Below are 16,485 nucleotides of genomic sequence, written 5' to 3'. Positions count from 1 at the left end.
CTTTTGTCAGGCGAGCGTCAGCGCATTGGCGAGATCGGCGACCAGATCATCCGGATGCTCGATGCCGATCGACAGCCGGATCGTCGATTCCAGCACGCCGATGCGATGGCGCACCTCGATCGGCACGCCGGAATGGGTCATGGCCGCCGGGTGGCTGGCAAGCGATTCGGTGCCGCCGAGGCTGACGGCGAGCTTGAAGATCTGCAGTGCATTGAGGAAGCGGAAGGCCGCCTCCTGGCCGCCCGTGATGTCGAAGGAGAAGGTCGAGCCGGCGCCGGTGCACTGCGCCTTGAAGGCGCGGCCGACGGGCGTGTCCTCGCCATGGAAGGGCAGGTAGTGGATGCGCTCGACCTTCGGGTGCTCCCGCAGGAATTCCGCGACAATGCGGGCATTGTCGTCGGCCTTCTGCATGCGCACCGACAGCGTTTCCAACGAGCGGCCGAGCATCCAGCAGGAATGCGGGTCAAGCTGCGTGCCGATCGCGCCACGCAGCGCCTTCACCTGCTTCATCACCGCCTTTGAACCAAGGGCTGCACCGGCGATCAGGTCGGAATGACCGCCGACATATTTGGTCAGCGAATAGAGCGAGATGTCGGCGCCGTGCTCGATCGGGCGCTGGAACACCGGGCCGAGCAGGGTGTTGTCGCAAGCAATGATCGGCGTGTGGCCCTGCTTGCGCCCGATCGCATCGGCGACGCGGCGGATCATGGCGACATCGACAAGGCTGTTGGTCGGGTTGGCGGGCGTCTCGATCAGGATCACCGAGACCCGGCCCTTGGCCATCGCCTCTTCGGCAGCCGCGCTGACGGCCGCCTCACTCACACCGTCGGCAAAGCCGACAGCGGCAACGCCGAGATTGAGGAAGGTTCGCGCCAGCAGCGTTTCGGTGCCGCCATAGAGCGGCTGGCTGTGCAGCACCGCGTCTCCCGGCTTGACGAAAGCGAGCAAGGTGGTGGCGATGGCCGACATGCCGGACGAAAACAGTGCACAGCTCTCTGTGCGCTCATAGACGGCAAGGCGGTCCTCGACGATTTCGCTGTTTGGATGGTTGAAACGCGAATAGACGAGGCCGGCGCCGACGCCTGCCGGCGGCTCCTTCCGGCCGGAAACGAAGTCGAAGAAGTCGCGGCCCTCTTCGGCTGAACGGAAAACGAAGGTCGAGGTCAGAAAGACCGGTGGCTTGACGGCGCCCTCCGACAGTTCCGGATCGTAGCCATAATTTAGCATCAGGGTTTCCGGATGCAGCTTGTGGTTTCCGATGTGGGTCTTGGAGGGGTGTGGTGCGGTCATGACTTGTCTCCTGAAGGGAAGCGGACTCGACTGACAGGCAAATTATATCAGATGCTTGGACCGATCCTTGCTATTTCCGGCTTCATGTTCTTGAGTTGCGCAAAGATTTGGCTGAAATGGAAAGATATGGCGCAGAAAATTGCCGACGAGACCGATCGCAGGATTTTGAAGGAGCTGGTGGCCGACGCCAGGCTCACCAACAACGAGCTTGCCGAGCGGGTCGGGCTTTCGGCTTCGCCTTGCCTGCGGCGGCTGCGGCGGCTGGAGGAAACCGGCGTCATCAGGGGTTATACGGCACTGATCGATCCGTCGATCGACGGTTGGACGATGACGGCGATTGCCACCGTCAGGCTCAGTCGTCAGCATGAGGATGAGATCGTGATGTTCGAAGACGCGGTGCGCGGCTGGGACGAGGTGCTCGAATGCCATCTGGTGACCGGCTCGCGCGACTACGTGCTGAAGGTGATGAGCGCCGGGCTCGATCACTACGAGCGCTTCATCAAGGAGAAGATCGCGCGGCTGAAATGCGTCGCCTCGATCGAAACGAGCTTCGTCATGAACACGATCAAGGAGCGGCGGGTCTGATCCGGAGCGCCGTCATTTCAAGGTCTTAGACTCAGTGCGCTTCCAAGTTGCTCACGAACCAGTCTTGCCTGGTCACGGTTGACGCGCCGCAACCGGAAGGCGACAGTGCTTCCGGATCGTGCCAGTCGTGCCGAACGTCCCGGAGAGGAGCAAGCCCGTGGATCACCTGCAAGAGACGGACCTGAGCCAATCGAAATGGCCGGTGCCGCGTTTTCTCTCGACGCTGCTCGCATCGTTCTCGACCACCGGGCTGATCGTCGGCGTCTTCTTTTTCGCGATGTCGCTGACACCGAGCCTCATCCCTCGGCCCTATGTGGTGCAGGCGGTGATATCCGGCATGTCGCTCGGCGCCGGCTATGCGATCGGCGTGCTGTTGCGCTGGGTCTGGTCGCTGCTCGATCTGCCGGAGATCCGTGGACGCACCGGGCTTATCGTCAAGGTTCTGGCAGCGCTCGGCTGTACTGCGGTTGCGCTCGCCTTCCTCTGGCGCACGGCCTACTGGCAGAACACGGTGCGTCAGATCATGGGGCTCGACCCGGTCGAAAGCGCCGAACCCTTCAAGCTCGGGCTGATCGCCGCCCTTGTTTTCGTCGCCATCGTGCTGCTGGCTCGTCTGTTCCGGCTGACCTTCCGGTTTTTAAGCCGTCGTTTCGAATATGTGCTGACCCGGCCGCTGGCCAAGGTCGCAGCCGTCGTTGCCGCCGTTGCGCTCTTCTGGTCGGCCGTCGACGGCGTCATCTTCCGCTTCGCGCTGCACGCGGCCGACAGCTCGTTCCAGCGGCTCGATGCCCTGATCGACCCTGACGTCGCACCGCCCGCCGATCCCTTGAAGACCGGCAGCAGCGCGTCGCTGATGACCTGGGACGAGCTTGGCCGGCAGGGCCGGCAGTTTATCGCATCGGGGCCGGCGGCAAAGGACATCGGCAGCTTCTTCGGCGGAGAAGCGAAGGAACCCTTGCGCGTCTATGCCGGGCTCAACTCGGCCGAAACCGCCAAGGAGCGGGCGAAGCTGGCGCTGGAAGAGCTGAAGCGCGTCGGCGGCTTCGAGCGGACCAACCTTGTGATCGTCGTGCCGACCGGCACCGGCTGGATCGACCCGCCGGGGCTTGATTCGCTCGAATATCTCTTGAAGGGCGATGTCGCGAGCGTCGCGGTGCAGTACTCCTATCTGACAAGCTGGCTGTCGCTGCTGGTCGAGCCCGAATATGGCGCGGAAACGGCCGATGCACTGTTCGATGCGGTCTATGGCTACTGGACGACCTTGCCCAGGGACAAGCGGCCGAAGCTCTATCTCTATGGCCTCAGTCTCGGCTCGATGAACTCACAGGGCTCGGTCGATCCCTTCGATATCATCAGCGATCCGTTCCAGGGCGCTCTCTGGGTCGGTTCGCCGTTCCCGACCAGGACCTGGCTGCAGATCACGCGAAATCGCAATCCCGGCTCACCGGAATGGCGGCCGCTCTATCGCGATGGCTCGGTGATCCGCTTCACCAACCAGGAAAACGCGCTCAACATTCCGGGCGCCCAGTGGGGCAATGTCCGCATCGTCTACCTGCAATATGCGAGCGACCCGATCACCTTCTTCGATCCCCATTCCTTCTACCGTGAGCCGGACTGGATGAAGGCGCCGCGTGGTGCCGACGTTTCGCCCGCGCTTCGCTGGTTCCCGGTCGTCACCATGTTCCAGCTGCTGGCCGACATGGCGCTCGCGACCACGTCGCCGATCGGCTACGGCCACGTCTATGCGCCCGAACACTATATCGACGCCTGGATGCAGGTGATGGCACCTGAAGGCGTGACCGAGGCCGATGCCGAGCGGCTGAAGACACAGCTCAAGGGCCGCTATTGACCGGCGGCTTGTTGGCCGATCGTTCGCCGCGCAGGTGTGCGGCGATCTGGTTGGCGAAGGCCTGGATCAGCGGCTCCTCCGCCTTTTCCGTCGAGCAGAGCAGGTAGTAGCCCGCCGACGCCGGGATGGCGGTGGCAAAGGGCTGGATCAGCCGGCCTTCCAAGAGATAGGAACGGGTCAGCACGTCGGAGACGAGCGCGATGCCCTGGCCCTGCAGGGCGGACGCAACGGCGATCGCGACCGAGGGCACCCGGACACTGCGGCTTCCTTCCAGCGAAATGCGCGAGGCGGCTGACCAGCGCGTCCATTCGCGGCCGTCATCCTCATGCGGCAGCGTCACGTCGCGAAGCTTCTTTTCGCGCAAGGGCCCTTCCAGACGCGGGAACAGCAGCGGCGAGCAGACGGTGCGCAGTTTCACGTCGCTGACCGCCTGCCACCACAGACCGTCGAACGGCGGATTGTCGTAGACGATGGCAAGATCGACATCGTCCCAGACGACGTCGCTGGCCCGGATGCAATTACGCATGGAGAGATCGGTGAGGCCACGGGCACCGGCAAACTGCACCAGCAAGCCGGCCATCCAGGCAATGGCGAGTGCTGGCGGCAAGGCGACCGTCAGCTTGCTCCTCTGGCTTTCGAGACGCCGGTCGGTGCCGTCCTCGACGGCTGCAGCGAGATTGCCGATGGCGTGGGAGACCGTCTGGGCGAAGTCGCGCCCGGCCGCCGTCAGCCGGATATTACGGCCGGATTTTTCAAGCAGCGTCAGCCCGGTCGTCTCCGACAGCCGGCGCAGCTGCAACGACACGGCGCCGGGGCTGAGGCCCAGCTCGTCCGCTGCCTGGCGCACGGATCCGATCCGCGCGACCGCCTCGAATGCCCGGATATAGGGCAGGAAATGCAGCGCCTTCATCCGTCATTCTCCCCAGGATCGGATCGCGAAATCGTTTAGCTAAACTGCACAATATCAAGCATAAAAAATCGCTATTCCCAATCGATTTTTGCACCTATGAATCGGTGCGGAGAGAGGGAGTAACACCATGATCGAGGCACAACCGTTTGATTTTCCTTATGACGGAAAGCTGGTTCCGTCACAGACCGCGTTGATGGTGATCGACCTTCAGATCGACTTCTGCTCGCCCAACGGCTACTTCGCCTCGATGGGCTACGACCCGGCGCCGCTTGCCGCCATCGTGCCGGCGGTCAATCGCGTGATTGCGGCAGCACGGCAAGCCGGCTGTCTCATCATCCACACGCGTCAGGGCTATCGCGCTGACCTTGCAGACATGACGCCTTACGAGAAATGGCGCCGCAAGCGCTCGGGTCTGGAGAATACGCAGGTGCTGTTGCGCTCCAGCCCCGGTTTCCAGTTGCTGCCCGAGCTTGATGTTGCCGAGACCGACGTCATCATCGACAAGACCTGCAACAGCTCTTTCACCTACACGGACCTCGAGCACGTGCTCAGGGCGCAGGGCATTACCCATATGCTCTTTACCGGCTGCACCACGGATGTCTGCGTGCACACGACGCTGCGCGAAGCCTGCGACCGCAATTTCCAGTGCCTGACGATCTCGGACTGCTGCGCCAGCGGCGAGCAGTGGGCGCATGAGGCGGCGATCAACATGATCTCGATCGAGAACGGCATCTTCGGCACGGTCGCGACCAGCGACGCCGTCATCGCCGGCTTTGCAAAGGCCACGCGCTAAGCGTCGCCGCACACTCAAAATCCAGCCTTTTGCCAACCGTTTCAACGGAATGATGCCCCATGCAAAGATATATCTCGCTGATGCGACTGACCGCCAAGGGACTGGCCGAGCTTGCCGATAGCGGCGCACGGCGCAAGGTGAGCGAGGATCGCGTCGCCGCGCTCGGCGGCCGCTCGGTCGCCTTCTACGCCACGCTCGGACCCTATGATTTCGTTCAGGTTTTCGAGATGCCGGACAATGCGTCGATGATGCAATACGTGCTGACGGCGCGGCGTGACGGCTTCGTGGACCCGCTCATCCTTCCGGCCTTCGACAGCCATACCTATGGCGACATCGTCGGCCGCGTTTCACCAGCATAATAAGGGGAATGACGATGATCAGACTGGCATCCTGCGCAACCCTTCTTGCAACCACGTTCTTTTCGGCCGGTATCGCACAGGCTGAGATCCCGGCCTTTGCCGCCGACGGCGAGCTTGGCGTCTGTACCACGGCAGCCTTCCCGCCGTTGTCGTTCAAGGCGCATCCGGCCGATGCAGCCCCGACCGGCATCGACATCGAGATCGCCGAGGCCCTGGCGGCGCAATGGAATGCGAAGGTGAGCTACACAGTCACCGAATTTGCCGGCCTGCTACCGACGCTCGGGGCAGGGCGCTGCGACGTCATCGTCAGCGGCATCTACATCAACGCCAAGCGGCGCGAGACCTATGACGGCGTGCCCTACATGAAATCGGCGACCGCCATGGTCACAAAGGTGGGCAGCAACACGATCAAGGTGCCGGAGGACCTGAGCGGCAAGGTCATCGCGCTCGAAGCCGGCGCCTACTACAAGGAAGAGCGGATCGGGCCGCTGAACGAGGCGCTGACAGCCAAGGGGTTGCCGCCGGTCGAGGTGCAGGAATATCCGACGCAGCAGGCCGCCTACCAGCAGGTTTTGGTCGGCCGGGTCGATGCGACGGTAACGGAAGAGGCCGAGGGCGCCTATCGCGCCTCGCGCTCCGATGGCGCCCTGCAGCTCCCCTGTATCTGGGCCTCCGATTTCAAGTACGGCATCTACAGCCGACGCGACGCCGCCGATGCGGCCGCCGTCAAGGCGGGGCTCAAGGCGCTGAAGGAGAAGGGTTTCTTCGGTGACCTCGCGAAAAAGTACGGCCTCGATCCGGCGCTCTTCGATGTCGACTACGACTCCTAATCTCGAAGGCGGGGGCAGGGCATGAACTTCGACACCAGACTGTTTTTCGATGCCCTGACCATGCCGGTCATGCTGCAGGGAGCGGGCATTGCGATCCTGCTCTCCATCCTTGTTCAGGCCGCGTCGTTCCTGCTCTGCCTGCCGCTGGCCGTCGCGCTCAACTCGATGGCGACAGTCAGGCGGACGGCGGCACAGCTCTATGTCTGGCTGTTCCGCTCGTCACCGCTGATCCTCGTGCTTCTGATCGTCTGGAACGGCGCTCCGCAGCTCTTTCCGGGGCTGACGCGGGCGCCCTGGTACACGCCCTTCGTCGCCGCCTTCATCGCCTTCACCCTGGTGACTGCCGCCTACATGGCCGAAGCGATGCGCGGGGCGCTTTCGGCCATCGGCCAGGGACAGACGGATGCCGCTCGCGCACTTGGCCTCAACCGCTGGCAGACGTTCTTCCTGGTGATCCTGCCGCAGGCGCTGCGCATCGTCATGCCGGTGCTCGTCAACGAGTTCATCAACCTGATCAAGCTGACCTCGCTTGCCTATGTCATCTCGATGCGAGAGATCATGGCCGTCGTCAACGACGCGATCGCCTCAAGCTTCCGCTTCGTCGAGTGGTATTCGGCAGCGCTGATCTACTATCTCGCGATCGTCTCGATCCTGATGTTTCTGCAGCGGCTGATCCAGCGCCGCATGGCTTAAGGGGTTTCCGAACCCGGTGCCGGCAAGGTTGAAAGCAGCGCACCCATGGCACCGATGATCTTGCGGTGCTGGTGGGCGTGGCGGGTGCGAAGGCTCGTCGCGGCATAGACGGTCTGGGCGATAACCGGCGCATCCTGAACACGAAATGCAGATCCGTCCGCTGAAAGCCGCTCCGCTGTTGCCGCCGTCACATAGGCCGATCCGCCGAGTGCCGAGAGCAACCGGGTGATCGCCATGTTCTGGCCGGCTGAAAGCAGGGCGGCGGAAAGATGCGGCAGGGCCAGCCGGTGGGCACGGTCGAAGGTCGGCGAATAGCTCGATCGGATATAGGTTTCCGAGCGGATATCGGCGAGAGCCCGCGCTTCGGTGCTGACCAGCACGTAATGCAGATCGCCGATCCGTTCATAGTAGAGATCGGGCAGATAGTGGGGGGTGTAGAGGATGGCGAGATCGAGGTCGCCAGCGCCGAGATCGCGGTTCATCTGGTTGGAGTAGTCGGCCTCCATATAAACCTCGGTTGCGGGCAGGTCTTGCCTGATCGCCGCCATCCATTCGCCAGCAAAGGCCTCGGCCAGATCATGTTGAATGCCGAGCCGCATGGAGCGCTCCAGCGCACCGGCGCTGGTGACCGCGCGCGTTGCCTCATGCCATTGGTTCTGCAGGGCTTTTGCATAATCGAGGAAACGCAGTCCAGCGGCCGTCGGCACGGTGCCACCCTTGTTGCGGGTAAAGAGCTTGCGGTTGAACTGCGCTTCCAGCGCCTTCACCCGGTGCGAGACGGTGGATTGGGTGATGTTCAACCGCTCGGCGGTGCGGTTGAAGGAGCGGCTTTCCATCAGGTCGAGAAAGGTCTCGATCAGCTCCACCTGCATGTCGTGTACTCCCTCCGCAATCGCTTCAATCTAATCGAATTTGTCGATCAATAAAGCCTGTTTCCGTCGCTTGATGGCGCCCTGCTTCCCCGGCAAGAATTCGGCCAAAACGAGGGAACAGTTAATGTCGAATTTGCCGTCGCACGCACGCGTCGTGATCATCGGAGGGGGAGCGATCGGTGCTTCCTCGCTCTACCATCTTGCCAAGGCCGGCTGGACCGATTGCGTGCTTCTGGAAAAGAACGAGCTGACGGCCGGCTCGACCTGGCATGCGGCCGGCAACGTGCCGACCTTTTCGTCCTCCTGGTCTATCATGAACATGCAGCGCTATTCGGCGTCGCTCTATCGCGACCTCGGTGCGCTGGTCGATTATCCGATGAACTACCACGTCACCGGCTCGATCCGCCTTGGCCACTCCAAGGAGCGGCTGCAGGAATTCAAGCGCGTCGTCGGCATGGGCCGCTACCAGGGCATGGATCTCGACATTCTCTCGCCCGACGAGATGCGCGCCCGCTATCCTTTCCTTGAGACGCACGAACTGACCGGCGCGCTCTACGATCCCTATGACGGCGATATCGACCCGGCGCAGCTGACACAGGCGCTCGCCAAGGGTGCGCGCGACATGGGCGCCAAGATCATTCGCTTCTGTCCCGTGACTGGGGCACGGCGCGAAAACGACGAATGGGTGATTTCGACGCCGCAGGGCGAGATCCGCTGCGAATATGTCGTCAACGCCGCCGGCTACTATGCCCGTGAGGTCGGCAAGATGTTCGGCCGCGACGTGCCGATGATGGTGATGAGCCACCAGTACATCCTGTTCGACGAGATCCCGGAGCTTGCCGCCTGGTCGAAGGAGGCGGGCCACAAGCTGCCGCTGCTTCGCGATGTCGACAGCTCTTACTATCTCCGCCAGGAGAAGAACGGCATGAACCTCGGGCCGTACGAGCGCAACTGCCGCGCCCATTGGACGACACCAGACGACCCGATGCCGGAAGACTTTTCGTTCCAGCTCTTCCCCGACGATCTCGACCGGCTGGAATGGTACCTGAACGATGCGGTCGAGCGCGTGCCGATCCTCGGAACGGCCGGCCTGTCGCGGATCATCAACGGCCCGATCCCCTACGCGCCCGACGGCAACCCGCTGATCGGCCCGATGCCGGGCGTGCCGAACGCGTTCGAGGCCTGTGTCTTTACCTTCGGCATCTGCCAGGCGGGCGGCGCCGGCAAGGTGCTCGCCGAATGGATCACCGAGGGCCAGACCGAGTGGGACATGTGGTCCTGCGACCCGCGCCGCTACACCGATTATACCGATCAGGACTATTGCATCGCAAAGGGCATGGAGATCTACGGCCACGAATATGCGATGCACTTTCCGAAGCATTACTGGCCCGCCGGGCGAGGCAGGAAGCTGTCGCCGATCCATGATCGCATCGCAGCGCTTGGCGCCCAGTTCAAGCCCTATAACGGCTGGGAGCGTGCCATGTGGTACGCCAAGCCCGGCGACGACACGTCCGAGGAGGCGACGCAGACCTGGGGACGCGAAGGACCTTGGGCGGAGCGCATCAAGGAGGAGTGCCTGGCCGTGCGCGATGCCGCCGGCATTCTCGACCTGCCGGGCTTCTCGCGCTTCCGGGTGAAGGGCGAGGGGGCGACCGAATGGCTCTCTGGGCTCATCACCGGTCGCGTACCGAAGCCGGGCCGCATCGGCCTAGCCTACTTCTCCGACGACAAGGGCCGGATCGTCACCGAGATGTCGGTGATGATGATCGACGAGGATTTCTTCTTCCTGATCACGGCGGCCACGGCGCAGTGGCACGACTTCGAATGGTTGACGAAGCATCGGCCTGACAACGCCGCCTTCACCATCGACGACGTGACCAAGTCCTTCTCCTGCCAGATTCTCACCGGGCCGAAGTCGCGTGCGATCCTTTCCGAGGTCAGCGAAGCGGACCTTTCCAAGGGTTGGCTCACGCACCAGACCACTCAGATCGCCGGGCGCTATTGCCAGCTGGTGCGCGTCTCCTTTGCCGGCGAACTCGGCTGGGAGATCCACAGCAAGGTGGACGATGCCGCTGCGATCTTCGACGCCGTCTGGGCGGCAGGCCAGAAGCATGGGCTCAAACCCTTCGGAATGGAGGCCCTCGACAGTTTGCGCATCGAGAAGGGCTACCGCGCCTGGAAGGGCGATCTTTCGACCGACTACACCATCCTGCAGGGCGGGCTCGAACGCTTCGTCGACTGGGGCAAGCCGGGCTTCAAGGGCAAGGCGGCGCTGGAACGGGAGAAGCAGCAGGGCGTTTCCAAGCGCTTCGTCACGCTGACGGTCGCCGCCGACGGTTGCGACGCGCCCTACATGTCGACGCTCTGGTCCGACGGTCAGGTGGTCGGTGAGACAACCTCGGGCAACTGGGGCCACCGCGTCGGCAAGTCGATCGCGCTCGGCATGCTCAGGGCCGATCTTGCCGTACCGGGCAAGGAAATCGAGGTCGAGATCTTCGGCGACCGCTTCAAGGCGACGGTTGAGGCGGACCAGCCGCTCTGGGATCCCTCCAACGAAAGACTGCGTGCATGAGCAAGCCCATTCCCTCGAAAGCCCGCGCGGTTATCATCGGCGGCGGCGTGTCCGGCTGTTCGGTCGCCTATCACTTGGCCAAGCTCGGCTGGACCGACGTGGTGCTGCTGGAGCGCAAGCAACTGACCTCCGGCACCACCTGGCATGCCGCCGGCCTCATCGGCCAGCTGCGCGCCTCGCAGAACATGACGCGGCTCGCGAAATATTCGGCCGACCTCTACGTCAAGCTCGAGGCCGAGACCGGCATCTCCACCGGCATGCGCCAGAACGGCTCGATCACGGTGGCGCTGACGGACGAGCGAAAGGAGGAGATCTATCGGCAGGCCTCGCTTGCGCGTGCCTTCAATGTCGATGTGCGTGAGATCACGCCTGACGAAGTGAAGGCGATGTATCCGCACCTCAATACATCAGATGTGAAGGCGGCGGTGCATCTGCCGCTCGATGGCCAGTGCGACCCGGCCAACATCGCCATGGCGCTGGCCAAGGGCGCACGCCAGAACGGCGCCACGATCATCGAGGGCGTCAAGGTGACGTCGGTGCTGAAGAAGGACGGTCGGGTGACGGGTGTCACCTGCGAGCAGAACGGCGAGACCTACACGATCGAGACCGACCATGTCGTCAACTGCGCCGGCATGTGGGGCAGGGAGTTCGCGCGGCAGGCCGGCGTCACCGTGCCGCTGCATGCCTGCGAGCATTTCTACATCGTCACCGAGGCGATCCCGGAGCTGAAGCGCCTGCCGGTGCTGCGCGTGCCGGATGAGTGCACCTACTACAAGGAGGATGCCGGCAAGATGCTGATCGGCGCCTTCGAGCTCAAGGCCAAGCCCTGGGGCATGGACGGCATCCGCGAGGATTTCTGTTTTGACCAGCTGCCGGACGATTTCGACCACTTCGCGCCGATCCTGGAAATGGCGGTCAACCGCATGCCGATGCTGGAAACGGCGGGCATCCACACCTTCTTCAACGGCCCGGAGAGCTTCACGCCCGACGACCGCTACTATCTCGGCGAAGCGCCTGAAGTGAAGGGCTATTGGGTGGCGGCCGGTTACAACTCGATCGGCATCGTCTCCTCCGGCGGCGCCGGCATGGCGCTCGCCCAATGGATGAACGACGGCGAGCCGCCCTTTGATCTCTGGGAGGTGGATATCCGCCGGGCGCAGCCGTTCCAGAAGAACCGCGCCTACCTGAAGGACCGCGTCTCGGAAACGCTCGGCCTGCTCTATGCCGACCACTTCCCCTATCGCCAGATGGCAACGGCCCGCGGCGTACGCCGTTCGCCGCTGCATGAACATCTGAAGGCCCGTGGCGCCGTCTTCGGCGAAGTAGCCGGCTGGGAGCGGGCAAACTGGTTTGCGAACGAGGGCCAGGAGCGCGAATACCGTTATTCCTGGAAACGGCAGAACTGGTTCGAGAACCAGAAGGCCGAGCATCTCGCTGTCCGCAATGGCGTCGGCCTGTTCGACATGACCTCCTTCGGGAAGATCCGGGTGGAGGGGCGCGATGCGCTTTCTTTCCTGCAGCGGCTCTGCGCCAATGAGATGAACGTCGAGCCGGGACGCATCGTCTACACCCAGATGCTGAACGCCCGCGGCGGCATCGAAAGCGACCTGACGGTGACGCGTCTCTCGGAAACCGCCTTCCTGCTGGTCGTGCCCGGCGCCACGCTGCAGCGCGACCTGGCCTGGCTGCGCAAGCATCTCACTGACGAATTCGTGGTCATCACCGACGTCGGCGCCGGCGAAAGCGTGCTTTGCGTCATGGGGCCGAAGGCGCGGGACCTCATGCAGAAGGTCAGCCCCAACGATTTCTCCAACGCCGCTCATCCCTTTGGCACGGCGCGCGAGATCGAGGTCGGAATGGGCCTCGCGCGGGCGCACCGCGTCACCTATGTCGGTGAACTCGGCTGGGAGCTCTATGTCCCGACCGACCAGACGGCGCATGTGTTCGAGGCGCTGGAAGCGGCGGGCGAGGGGCTCGGCCTCAAGCTCTGCGGCATCCACACGCTCGACAGCTGCCGCATCGAAAAAGCCTTCCGCCACTTCGGCCACGACATCACCGACGAAGACCACGTGCTCGAAGCCGGGCTCGGTTTTGCGGTGAAAGCCGACAAGGGCGACTTCATCGGCCGCGAGGCGGTGCTGGCCAAGCACAATCGCGGGCTGTCGCGCCGGATGGTGCAGTTCCGGCTTTCCGATCCGGAGCCGCTGCTTTTCCACAACGAGGCGATCGTCCGCGACGGCAAGATCGTCGGCACGATCACCTCGGGCAATTACGGCCACCACCTCGGCGGCGCGATCGGCCTCGGTTACGTCCCGTCGGAAGGCGAGAGCGCCGACGACGTGCTTGGCTCGCGTTTCGAGATCGAGATCGCCGGAACACGGGTGAAGGCCGAGGCGTCGCTGAAACCGATGTACGACCCGCGGGCCGAGCGGGTGCGGATGTAGGGTGAGAATTTGTGGCTGCCCCTCACCGCGTGGATGAGGGGCACCAGCCCCATTGGGAGATGATGATGGCTGACGATTGTGCAGTTGCGGCTTCGAGACGGTCCGGCGGACGGGCGGCGCGGGTGGCGCTGCGCGCAGCACCCTTGGCCGAAAATATCCGGCCGGTCCGTCCGGGCCTTTCCGGCGGGCAATACAAGCCGCTGACCGATGCCAATGTGAAGCGCATCCACGAGGCGGCACTCGATGCGCTGGAACAGATCGGCCTTGCCAACGCGCCGAAGTCGGGCATCGAGATCATGACCGGTGCCGGCGCGATCCTCGGCGATGACGGGCGGATCCGCTTTCCGCGCGCGCTGGTCGAGGACATGCTTGCGATCGCCGCACGCGACATCACGCTTCATGCCCGCGACCCGAAGCAGGATCTCGAACTGAGCGGCACCCGCGTCTACTACGGCACAGCCGGGGCTGCCGTGCACATCGTCGACGTCGAGAAGCGCGAGTATCGCGAATCCACCGCCAAGGATCTGCTGAACGCCGCACAGCTCGTTCATCACCTCGACAACGTGCATTTCTTCCAGCGCGCCATGGTCTGCCGGGATGTGGCCGACAACTTCCTGATGGACGTCAACACGCTCTATGCCTGCTGCGCCGGTACGACCAAACATGTCGGCACTAGCTTCTCCGATCCCTCGCATGTCGACGGCTGCTTCGATCTGATCCACATGATTGCCGGCGGCGAGGACAAGTGGCGGGCGCGGCCCTTCGTTTCCAACTCGAACTGCTTCGTGGTGCCGCCGATGAAGTTTGCCGAGGAAAGCTGCATCACCATGGAAAAGTGCATCCGTGCCGGGATGCCGATCCTGCTGCTCTCGGCCGGCCAGGCGGGTGCGACAGCACCAGCGCCGCTCGCAACCGCGATCGTCCAGGCGGTGGCCGAGTGCCTGGCAGGTGTCGTCTATGTCAATGCCATGTCGCCCGGCCATCCGGCCGTCTTCGGCACCTGGCCCTTCGTTTCGGACCTGCGCACCGGCGCGATGTCCGGCGGCTCCGGCGAACAGGCACTGCTGACGGCGGGCTGCGCACAGATGCACCAGTTCTATCGTCTGCCCGGGGGCGCTGCGGCCGGTATTGCCGACGCCAAGCTGCCGGACATGCAGGCCGGTTGGGAGCAGGCGATCTCCAATGTCATGGCCGGGCTCTCGGGCCTCAACATGGTGTACGAGGCCGTCGGCATGCATGCCTCGCTGCTCGGCTTCTGCTTGGAATCGCTGGTGCTCGGCGACGATCTCTTGGGCCAGGTGCAGCGCTGCATCCGCGGTATCGACGTGACCGAGGATTCGGTTTCGCTCGACACCATGCGCTCGGTCTGCCTGGAGGGCCCCGGCCACTATCTCGGCCATCCGCAGACGCTGGGGCTGATGCAGACGGAGTACATCTATCCGGCCGTTGCCGACCGCACGAGCCCGAAGGAATGGGTCGAGATCGGCCGTCCAGATCTGGTGGCAAAGGCGATCGAGAAGAAGAACCGGATTCTCGCCGAAGCGGCCCCCTCGGTGATCGCGCCGGAGATCGACCGGATGATCCGGGAGAAGTTCCAGATCTTTTGTTGAGTTGACGCTTCGCCCCGATCGCGGGGGCGAGGGCAACGGGCGGCCAGGTCTGGCCGCTCGTCCTCTACAGATTGCAAGGAAATGCGCCGGGCGGAGGTGTCGGCCGAAGCCCACGAGCGATGGACCGTGCCTTGAGAGACGCAAGTGCTTGGTGCTGCTCGTCTTTGGCGCTGCGAGGGAAGCGCCCCTTATCCGGCCTGACCGCCACCTTCGTGCCTCAAGAGAAGAGGCCGGGGGCTGCGCGGCGCTGCGAGTGCCGGCCGATGGGGCAGCCGGCTGGCGCAGAAGGTGCTTTCCCCTCTCCCCGCGCGAGGAGAGGGTTCTGGTGAGGGAGGGTTCTCGCTCCAACGATTAAACGGGAGCCACTCGGCACCCGCGAAGACGAAATACACGCGCGCCGGAACGCGGTCCTTCCGGTCCATTGTTGGAGTTTATCCCCATGCTCGTTTCGGAGCTCAAGACGACCACTGTCACCGGCGATCGCATCGACCAACTGGTTGCCGCTCACCGCCCGGGCCACGGGCTCGTTCGCGCCTTCTATCTCGACGCGAAGATCTACGAGCGCGATTTGGAGCGCGTCTTCCGCCGCCATTGGCATTGTGTCGCGCATGAGAGCACGATCCCGAACGCCAACGACTTCGAGGTCTTTCGCATGGCGTCCGAGCAGGTAATCGTCACCCGCACGGCGAGCGGCGAGATCCACGCGATGCTCAATGTCTGCCGCCACCGAGGTGCTGAGGTCTGCACCAAGGATAAGGGCAATGCCCGCGCCTTTGTCTGCCCCTATCACGCCTGGACCTATGGTAATGACGGGGCGCTGAAGGCCGCACGGTTGATGCCGAAGGATTTCAAGCGCGAGGATCATGGGCTGAAGAAGCTCCATGTGCGCGTTGCCGAAGGCCTGATCTTCATTTCCTTTGCCGAGGAGCCGCTCGATTTTTCCGATGTCGAGCACCTGCTGCACGCAACCTGCGGGCAATATGGCTGGGGATCCGCGAAGATCGCGCATCGCCAGACCTATCCTGTCGATGCCAACTGGAAGCTTGCGGTCGAGAACTATGTCGAGTGCTACCACTGCGGCCCGGCGCATCCCGAGTATTCGCAGACGCATGCGCTGGAGCAGCCGCTGCACATGATCGAAGAGTTGAATGCCCGGATGGAGGCGCGCACTTGCGCGCTCGGCATCGAGGTCGGCTCCGGCAACCACTGGCAGACGTCCGCAGCCGGCAAGGAGGCGGTGCACGCCTTCCGCTATCCGCTCTATGACGGTGCCAAGACCGGCAGCAAGGATGGCCAGGCGCTGAGCAAGCTGATGGGCCGCTTTTCCGATTTCGACGGCGGCGTCACGTCGATCCATCTCGGCGGCACCACTTTCCTCGTCTGCTATCCCGACCACGGCATGATCTACCGCTTCATTCCGAAGACGGCCGAGACCTCGGAGATGGAGCTGATCTGGCTGGTCGACGCCGATGCGCAAGAGGGGCGGGACTACGATCTCGACCGGTTGACGTGGCTGTGGAAGGTGACGACCGAGGAAGACAAGGCGATTATCGAGCACACGTCGCGCGGTGTGCGCTCGCATTATTTCGTGCCGGGCCCGATCGCGCCGATGGAGCACAACGAACTGCGCTACATCAACTGGTATCTCGACGAGATCAGCCGGCCGGTCTGATACGGC

13 protein-coding genes are annotated in these 16,485 nt (G+C 63.5%); 10 read left to right on the top strand and 3 right to left on the bottom strand.

Annotation, left to right across the window (positions count from 1 at the left end):
• Positions 1–6 precede the first annotated feature (6 nt).
• Positions 7–1,290 carry a cystathionine gamma-synthase family protein gene (locus PWG15_RS12365; RefSeq protein ID WP_275020115.1) on the bottom strand — a complete coding sequence of 428 codons (1,284 nt, stop codon included), beginning with the start codon at positions 1,288–1,290 and terminating at the stop codon, positions 7–9.
• A gap of 126 nt (positions 1,291–1,416) precedes the next feature.
• Between PWG15_RS12365 and PWG15_RS12360 the strand changes: the two genes are divergently transcribed.
• Both PWG15_RS12360 and PWG15_RS12355 read left to right on the top strand, forming a co-directional pair.
• Positions 1,417–1,875, top strand: a complete 459-nt coding sequence (locus tag PWG15_RS12360) for an Lrp/AsnC family transcriptional regulator (protein WP_275020114.1) — start codon at positions 1,417–1,419, stop codon at positions 1,873–1,875.
• 157 nt (positions 1,876–2,032) lie between these two features.
• Complete coding sequence (locus PWG15_RS12355) at positions 2,033–3,724, top strand: alpha/beta hydrolase (RefSeq protein ID WP_275020112.1); 1,692 nt, start codon at positions 2,033–2,035, stop codon at positions 3,722–3,724.
• Here PWG15_RS12355 and PWG15_RS12350 read toward each other — a convergent pair.
• Complete coding sequence (locus PWG15_RS12350) at positions 3,708–4,634, bottom strand: LysR substrate-binding domain-containing protein (RefSeq protein WP_275020110.1); 927 nt, start codon at positions 4,632–4,634, stop codon at positions 3,708–3,710. The two genes, PWG15_RS12355 and PWG15_RS12350, sit on opposite strands and share 17 nt — an antisense overlap.
• Before the next feature lie 127 nt (positions 4,635–4,761).
• On the opposite strand from PWG15_RS12350, the gene PWG15_RS12345 reads away from it, so the two are divergent.
• From PWG15_RS12345 to PWG15_RS12330, 4 genes are read left to right on the top strand one after another with little or no spacing between them, the layout of a single operon-like run.
• Positions 4,762–5,427, top strand: coding sequence for a cysteine hydrolase family protein (locus PWG15_RS12345; protein ID WP_275020107.1), 666 nt, complete (start codon positions 4,762–4,764; stop codon positions 5,425–5,427).
• A gap of 59 nt (positions 5,428–5,486) precedes the next feature.
• On the top strand, positions 5,487–5,786 hold the full coding sequence (locus PWG15_RS12340; protein ID WP_275020105.1) for a GYD domain-containing protein: 300 nt from the start codon (positions 5,487–5,489) through the stop codon (positions 5,784–5,786).
• A gap of 14 nt (positions 5,787–5,800) precedes the next feature.
• On the top strand, positions 5,801–6,616 hold the full coding sequence (locus PWG15_RS12335; RefSeq protein ID WP_275020103.1) for a transporter substrate-binding domain-containing protein: 816 nt from the start codon (positions 5,801–5,803) through the stop codon (positions 6,614–6,616).
• A gap of 21 nt (positions 6,617–6,637) precedes the next feature.
• Complete coding sequence (locus tag PWG15_RS12330) at positions 6,638–7,309, top strand: amino acid ABC transporter permease (protein WP_275020100.1); 672 nt, start codon at positions 6,638–6,640, stop codon at positions 7,307–7,309.
• Here PWG15_RS12330 and PWG15_RS12325 read toward each other — a convergent pair.
• Positions 7,306–8,181: a LysR family transcriptional regulator gene (locus tag PWG15_RS12325; protein ID WP_275020098.1), complete on the bottom strand. Its 876-nt coding sequence runs from the start codon at positions 8,179–8,181 to the stop codon at positions 7,306–7,308. The two genes, PWG15_RS12330 and PWG15_RS12325, sit on opposite strands and share 4 nt — an antisense overlap.
• Positions 8,182–8,305: 124 nt before the next feature.
• Between PWG15_RS12325 and PWG15_RS12320 the strand changes: the two genes are divergently transcribed.
• The 4 genes from PWG15_RS12320 (at position 8,306) to PWG15_RS12305 (ending at position 16,479) form a co-directional block, all read left to right on the top strand.
• Positions 8,306–10,753, top strand: coding sequence for a GcvT family protein (locus PWG15_RS12320; RefSeq protein WP_275020096.1), 2,448 nt, complete (start codon positions 8,306–8,308; stop codon positions 10,751–10,753).
• On the top strand, positions 10,750–13,197 hold the full coding sequence (locus PWG15_RS12315) for a GcvT family protein (RefSeq protein WP_275020094.1): 2,448 nt from the start codon (positions 10,750–10,752) through the stop codon (positions 13,195–13,197). The genes PWG15_RS12320 and PWG15_RS12315 overlap by 4 nt, the downstream gene beginning before the upstream one ends.
• Positions 13,198–13,262: 65 nt before the next feature.
• Positions 13,263–14,807, top strand: a complete 1,545-nt coding sequence (locus tag PWG15_RS12310; protein WP_275020092.1) for a trimethylamine methyltransferase family protein — start codon at positions 13,263–13,265, stop codon at positions 14,805–14,807.
• Between the two features lie 439 nt (positions 14,808–15,246).
• Positions 15,247–16,479, top strand: coding sequence for an aromatic ring-hydroxylating oxygenase subunit alpha (locus PWG15_RS12305; protein ID WP_275020091.1), 1,233 nt, complete (start codon positions 15,247–15,249; stop codon positions 16,477–16,479).
• Positions 16,480–16,485 lie beyond the last annotated feature (6 nt).

Source organism: Ensifer adhaerens, from assembly GCF_028993555.1.
In the GTDB taxonomy this organism is placed as follows: Bacteria; Pseudomonadota; Alphaproteobacteria; order Rhizobiales; family Rhizobiaceae; genus Ensifer; species Ensifer adhaerens_I.
This window is presented reverse-complemented; position numbering and strand designations above follow the sequence as displayed.

Bases quoted from the DNA above. Each gene is read 5' to 3' on its own strand.
- PWG15_RS12365 (WP_275020115.1), bottom strand. From the start codon at position 1,290: ATGACCGCACCACACCCCTCCAAGACCCACATCGGAAACCACAAGCTG.
- PWG15_RS12360 (WP_275020114.1), top strand. From the start codon at position 1,417: ATGGCGCAGAAAATTGCCGACGAGACCGATCGCAGGATTTTGAAGGAG.
- PWG15_RS12350 (WP_275020110.1), bottom strand. From the start codon at position 4,634: ATGAAGGCGCTGCATTTCCTGCCCTATATCCGGGCATTCGAGGCGGTC.
- PWG15_RS12345 (WP_275020107.1), top strand. From the start codon at position 4,762: ATGATCGAGGCACAACCGTTTGATTTTCCTTATGACGGAAAGCTGGTT.
- PWG15_RS12340 (WP_275020105.1), top strand. From the start codon at position 5,487: ATGCAAAGATATATCTCGCTGATGCGACTGACCGCCAAGGGACTGGCC.
- PWG15_RS12335 (WP_275020103.1), top strand. From the start codon at position 5,801: ATGATCAGACTGGCATCCTGCGCAACCCTTCTTGCAACCACGTTCTTT.
- PWG15_RS12330 (WP_275020100.1), top strand. From the start codon at position 6,638: ATGAACTTCGACACCAGACTGTTTTTCGATGCCCTGACCATGCCGGTC.
- PWG15_RS12325 (WP_275020098.1), bottom strand. From the start codon at position 8,181: ATGCAGGTGGAGCTGATCGAGACCTTTCTCGACCTGATGGAAAGCCGC.
- PWG15_RS12320 (WP_275020096.1), top strand. From the start codon at position 8,306: ATGTCGAATTTGCCGTCGCACGCACGCGTCGTGATCATCGGAGGGGGA.
- PWG15_RS12315 (WP_275020094.1), top strand. From the start codon at position 10,750: ATGAGCAAGCCCATTCCCTCGAAAGCCCGCGCGGTTATCATCGGCGGC.
- PWG15_RS12310 (WP_275020092.1), top strand. From the start codon at position 13,263: ATGGCTGACGATTGTGCAGTTGCGGCTTCGAGACGGTCCGGCGGACGG.
- PWG15_RS12305 (WP_275020091.1), top strand. From the start codon at position 15,247: ATGCTCGTTTCGGAGCTCAAGACGACCACTGTCACCGGCGATCGCATC.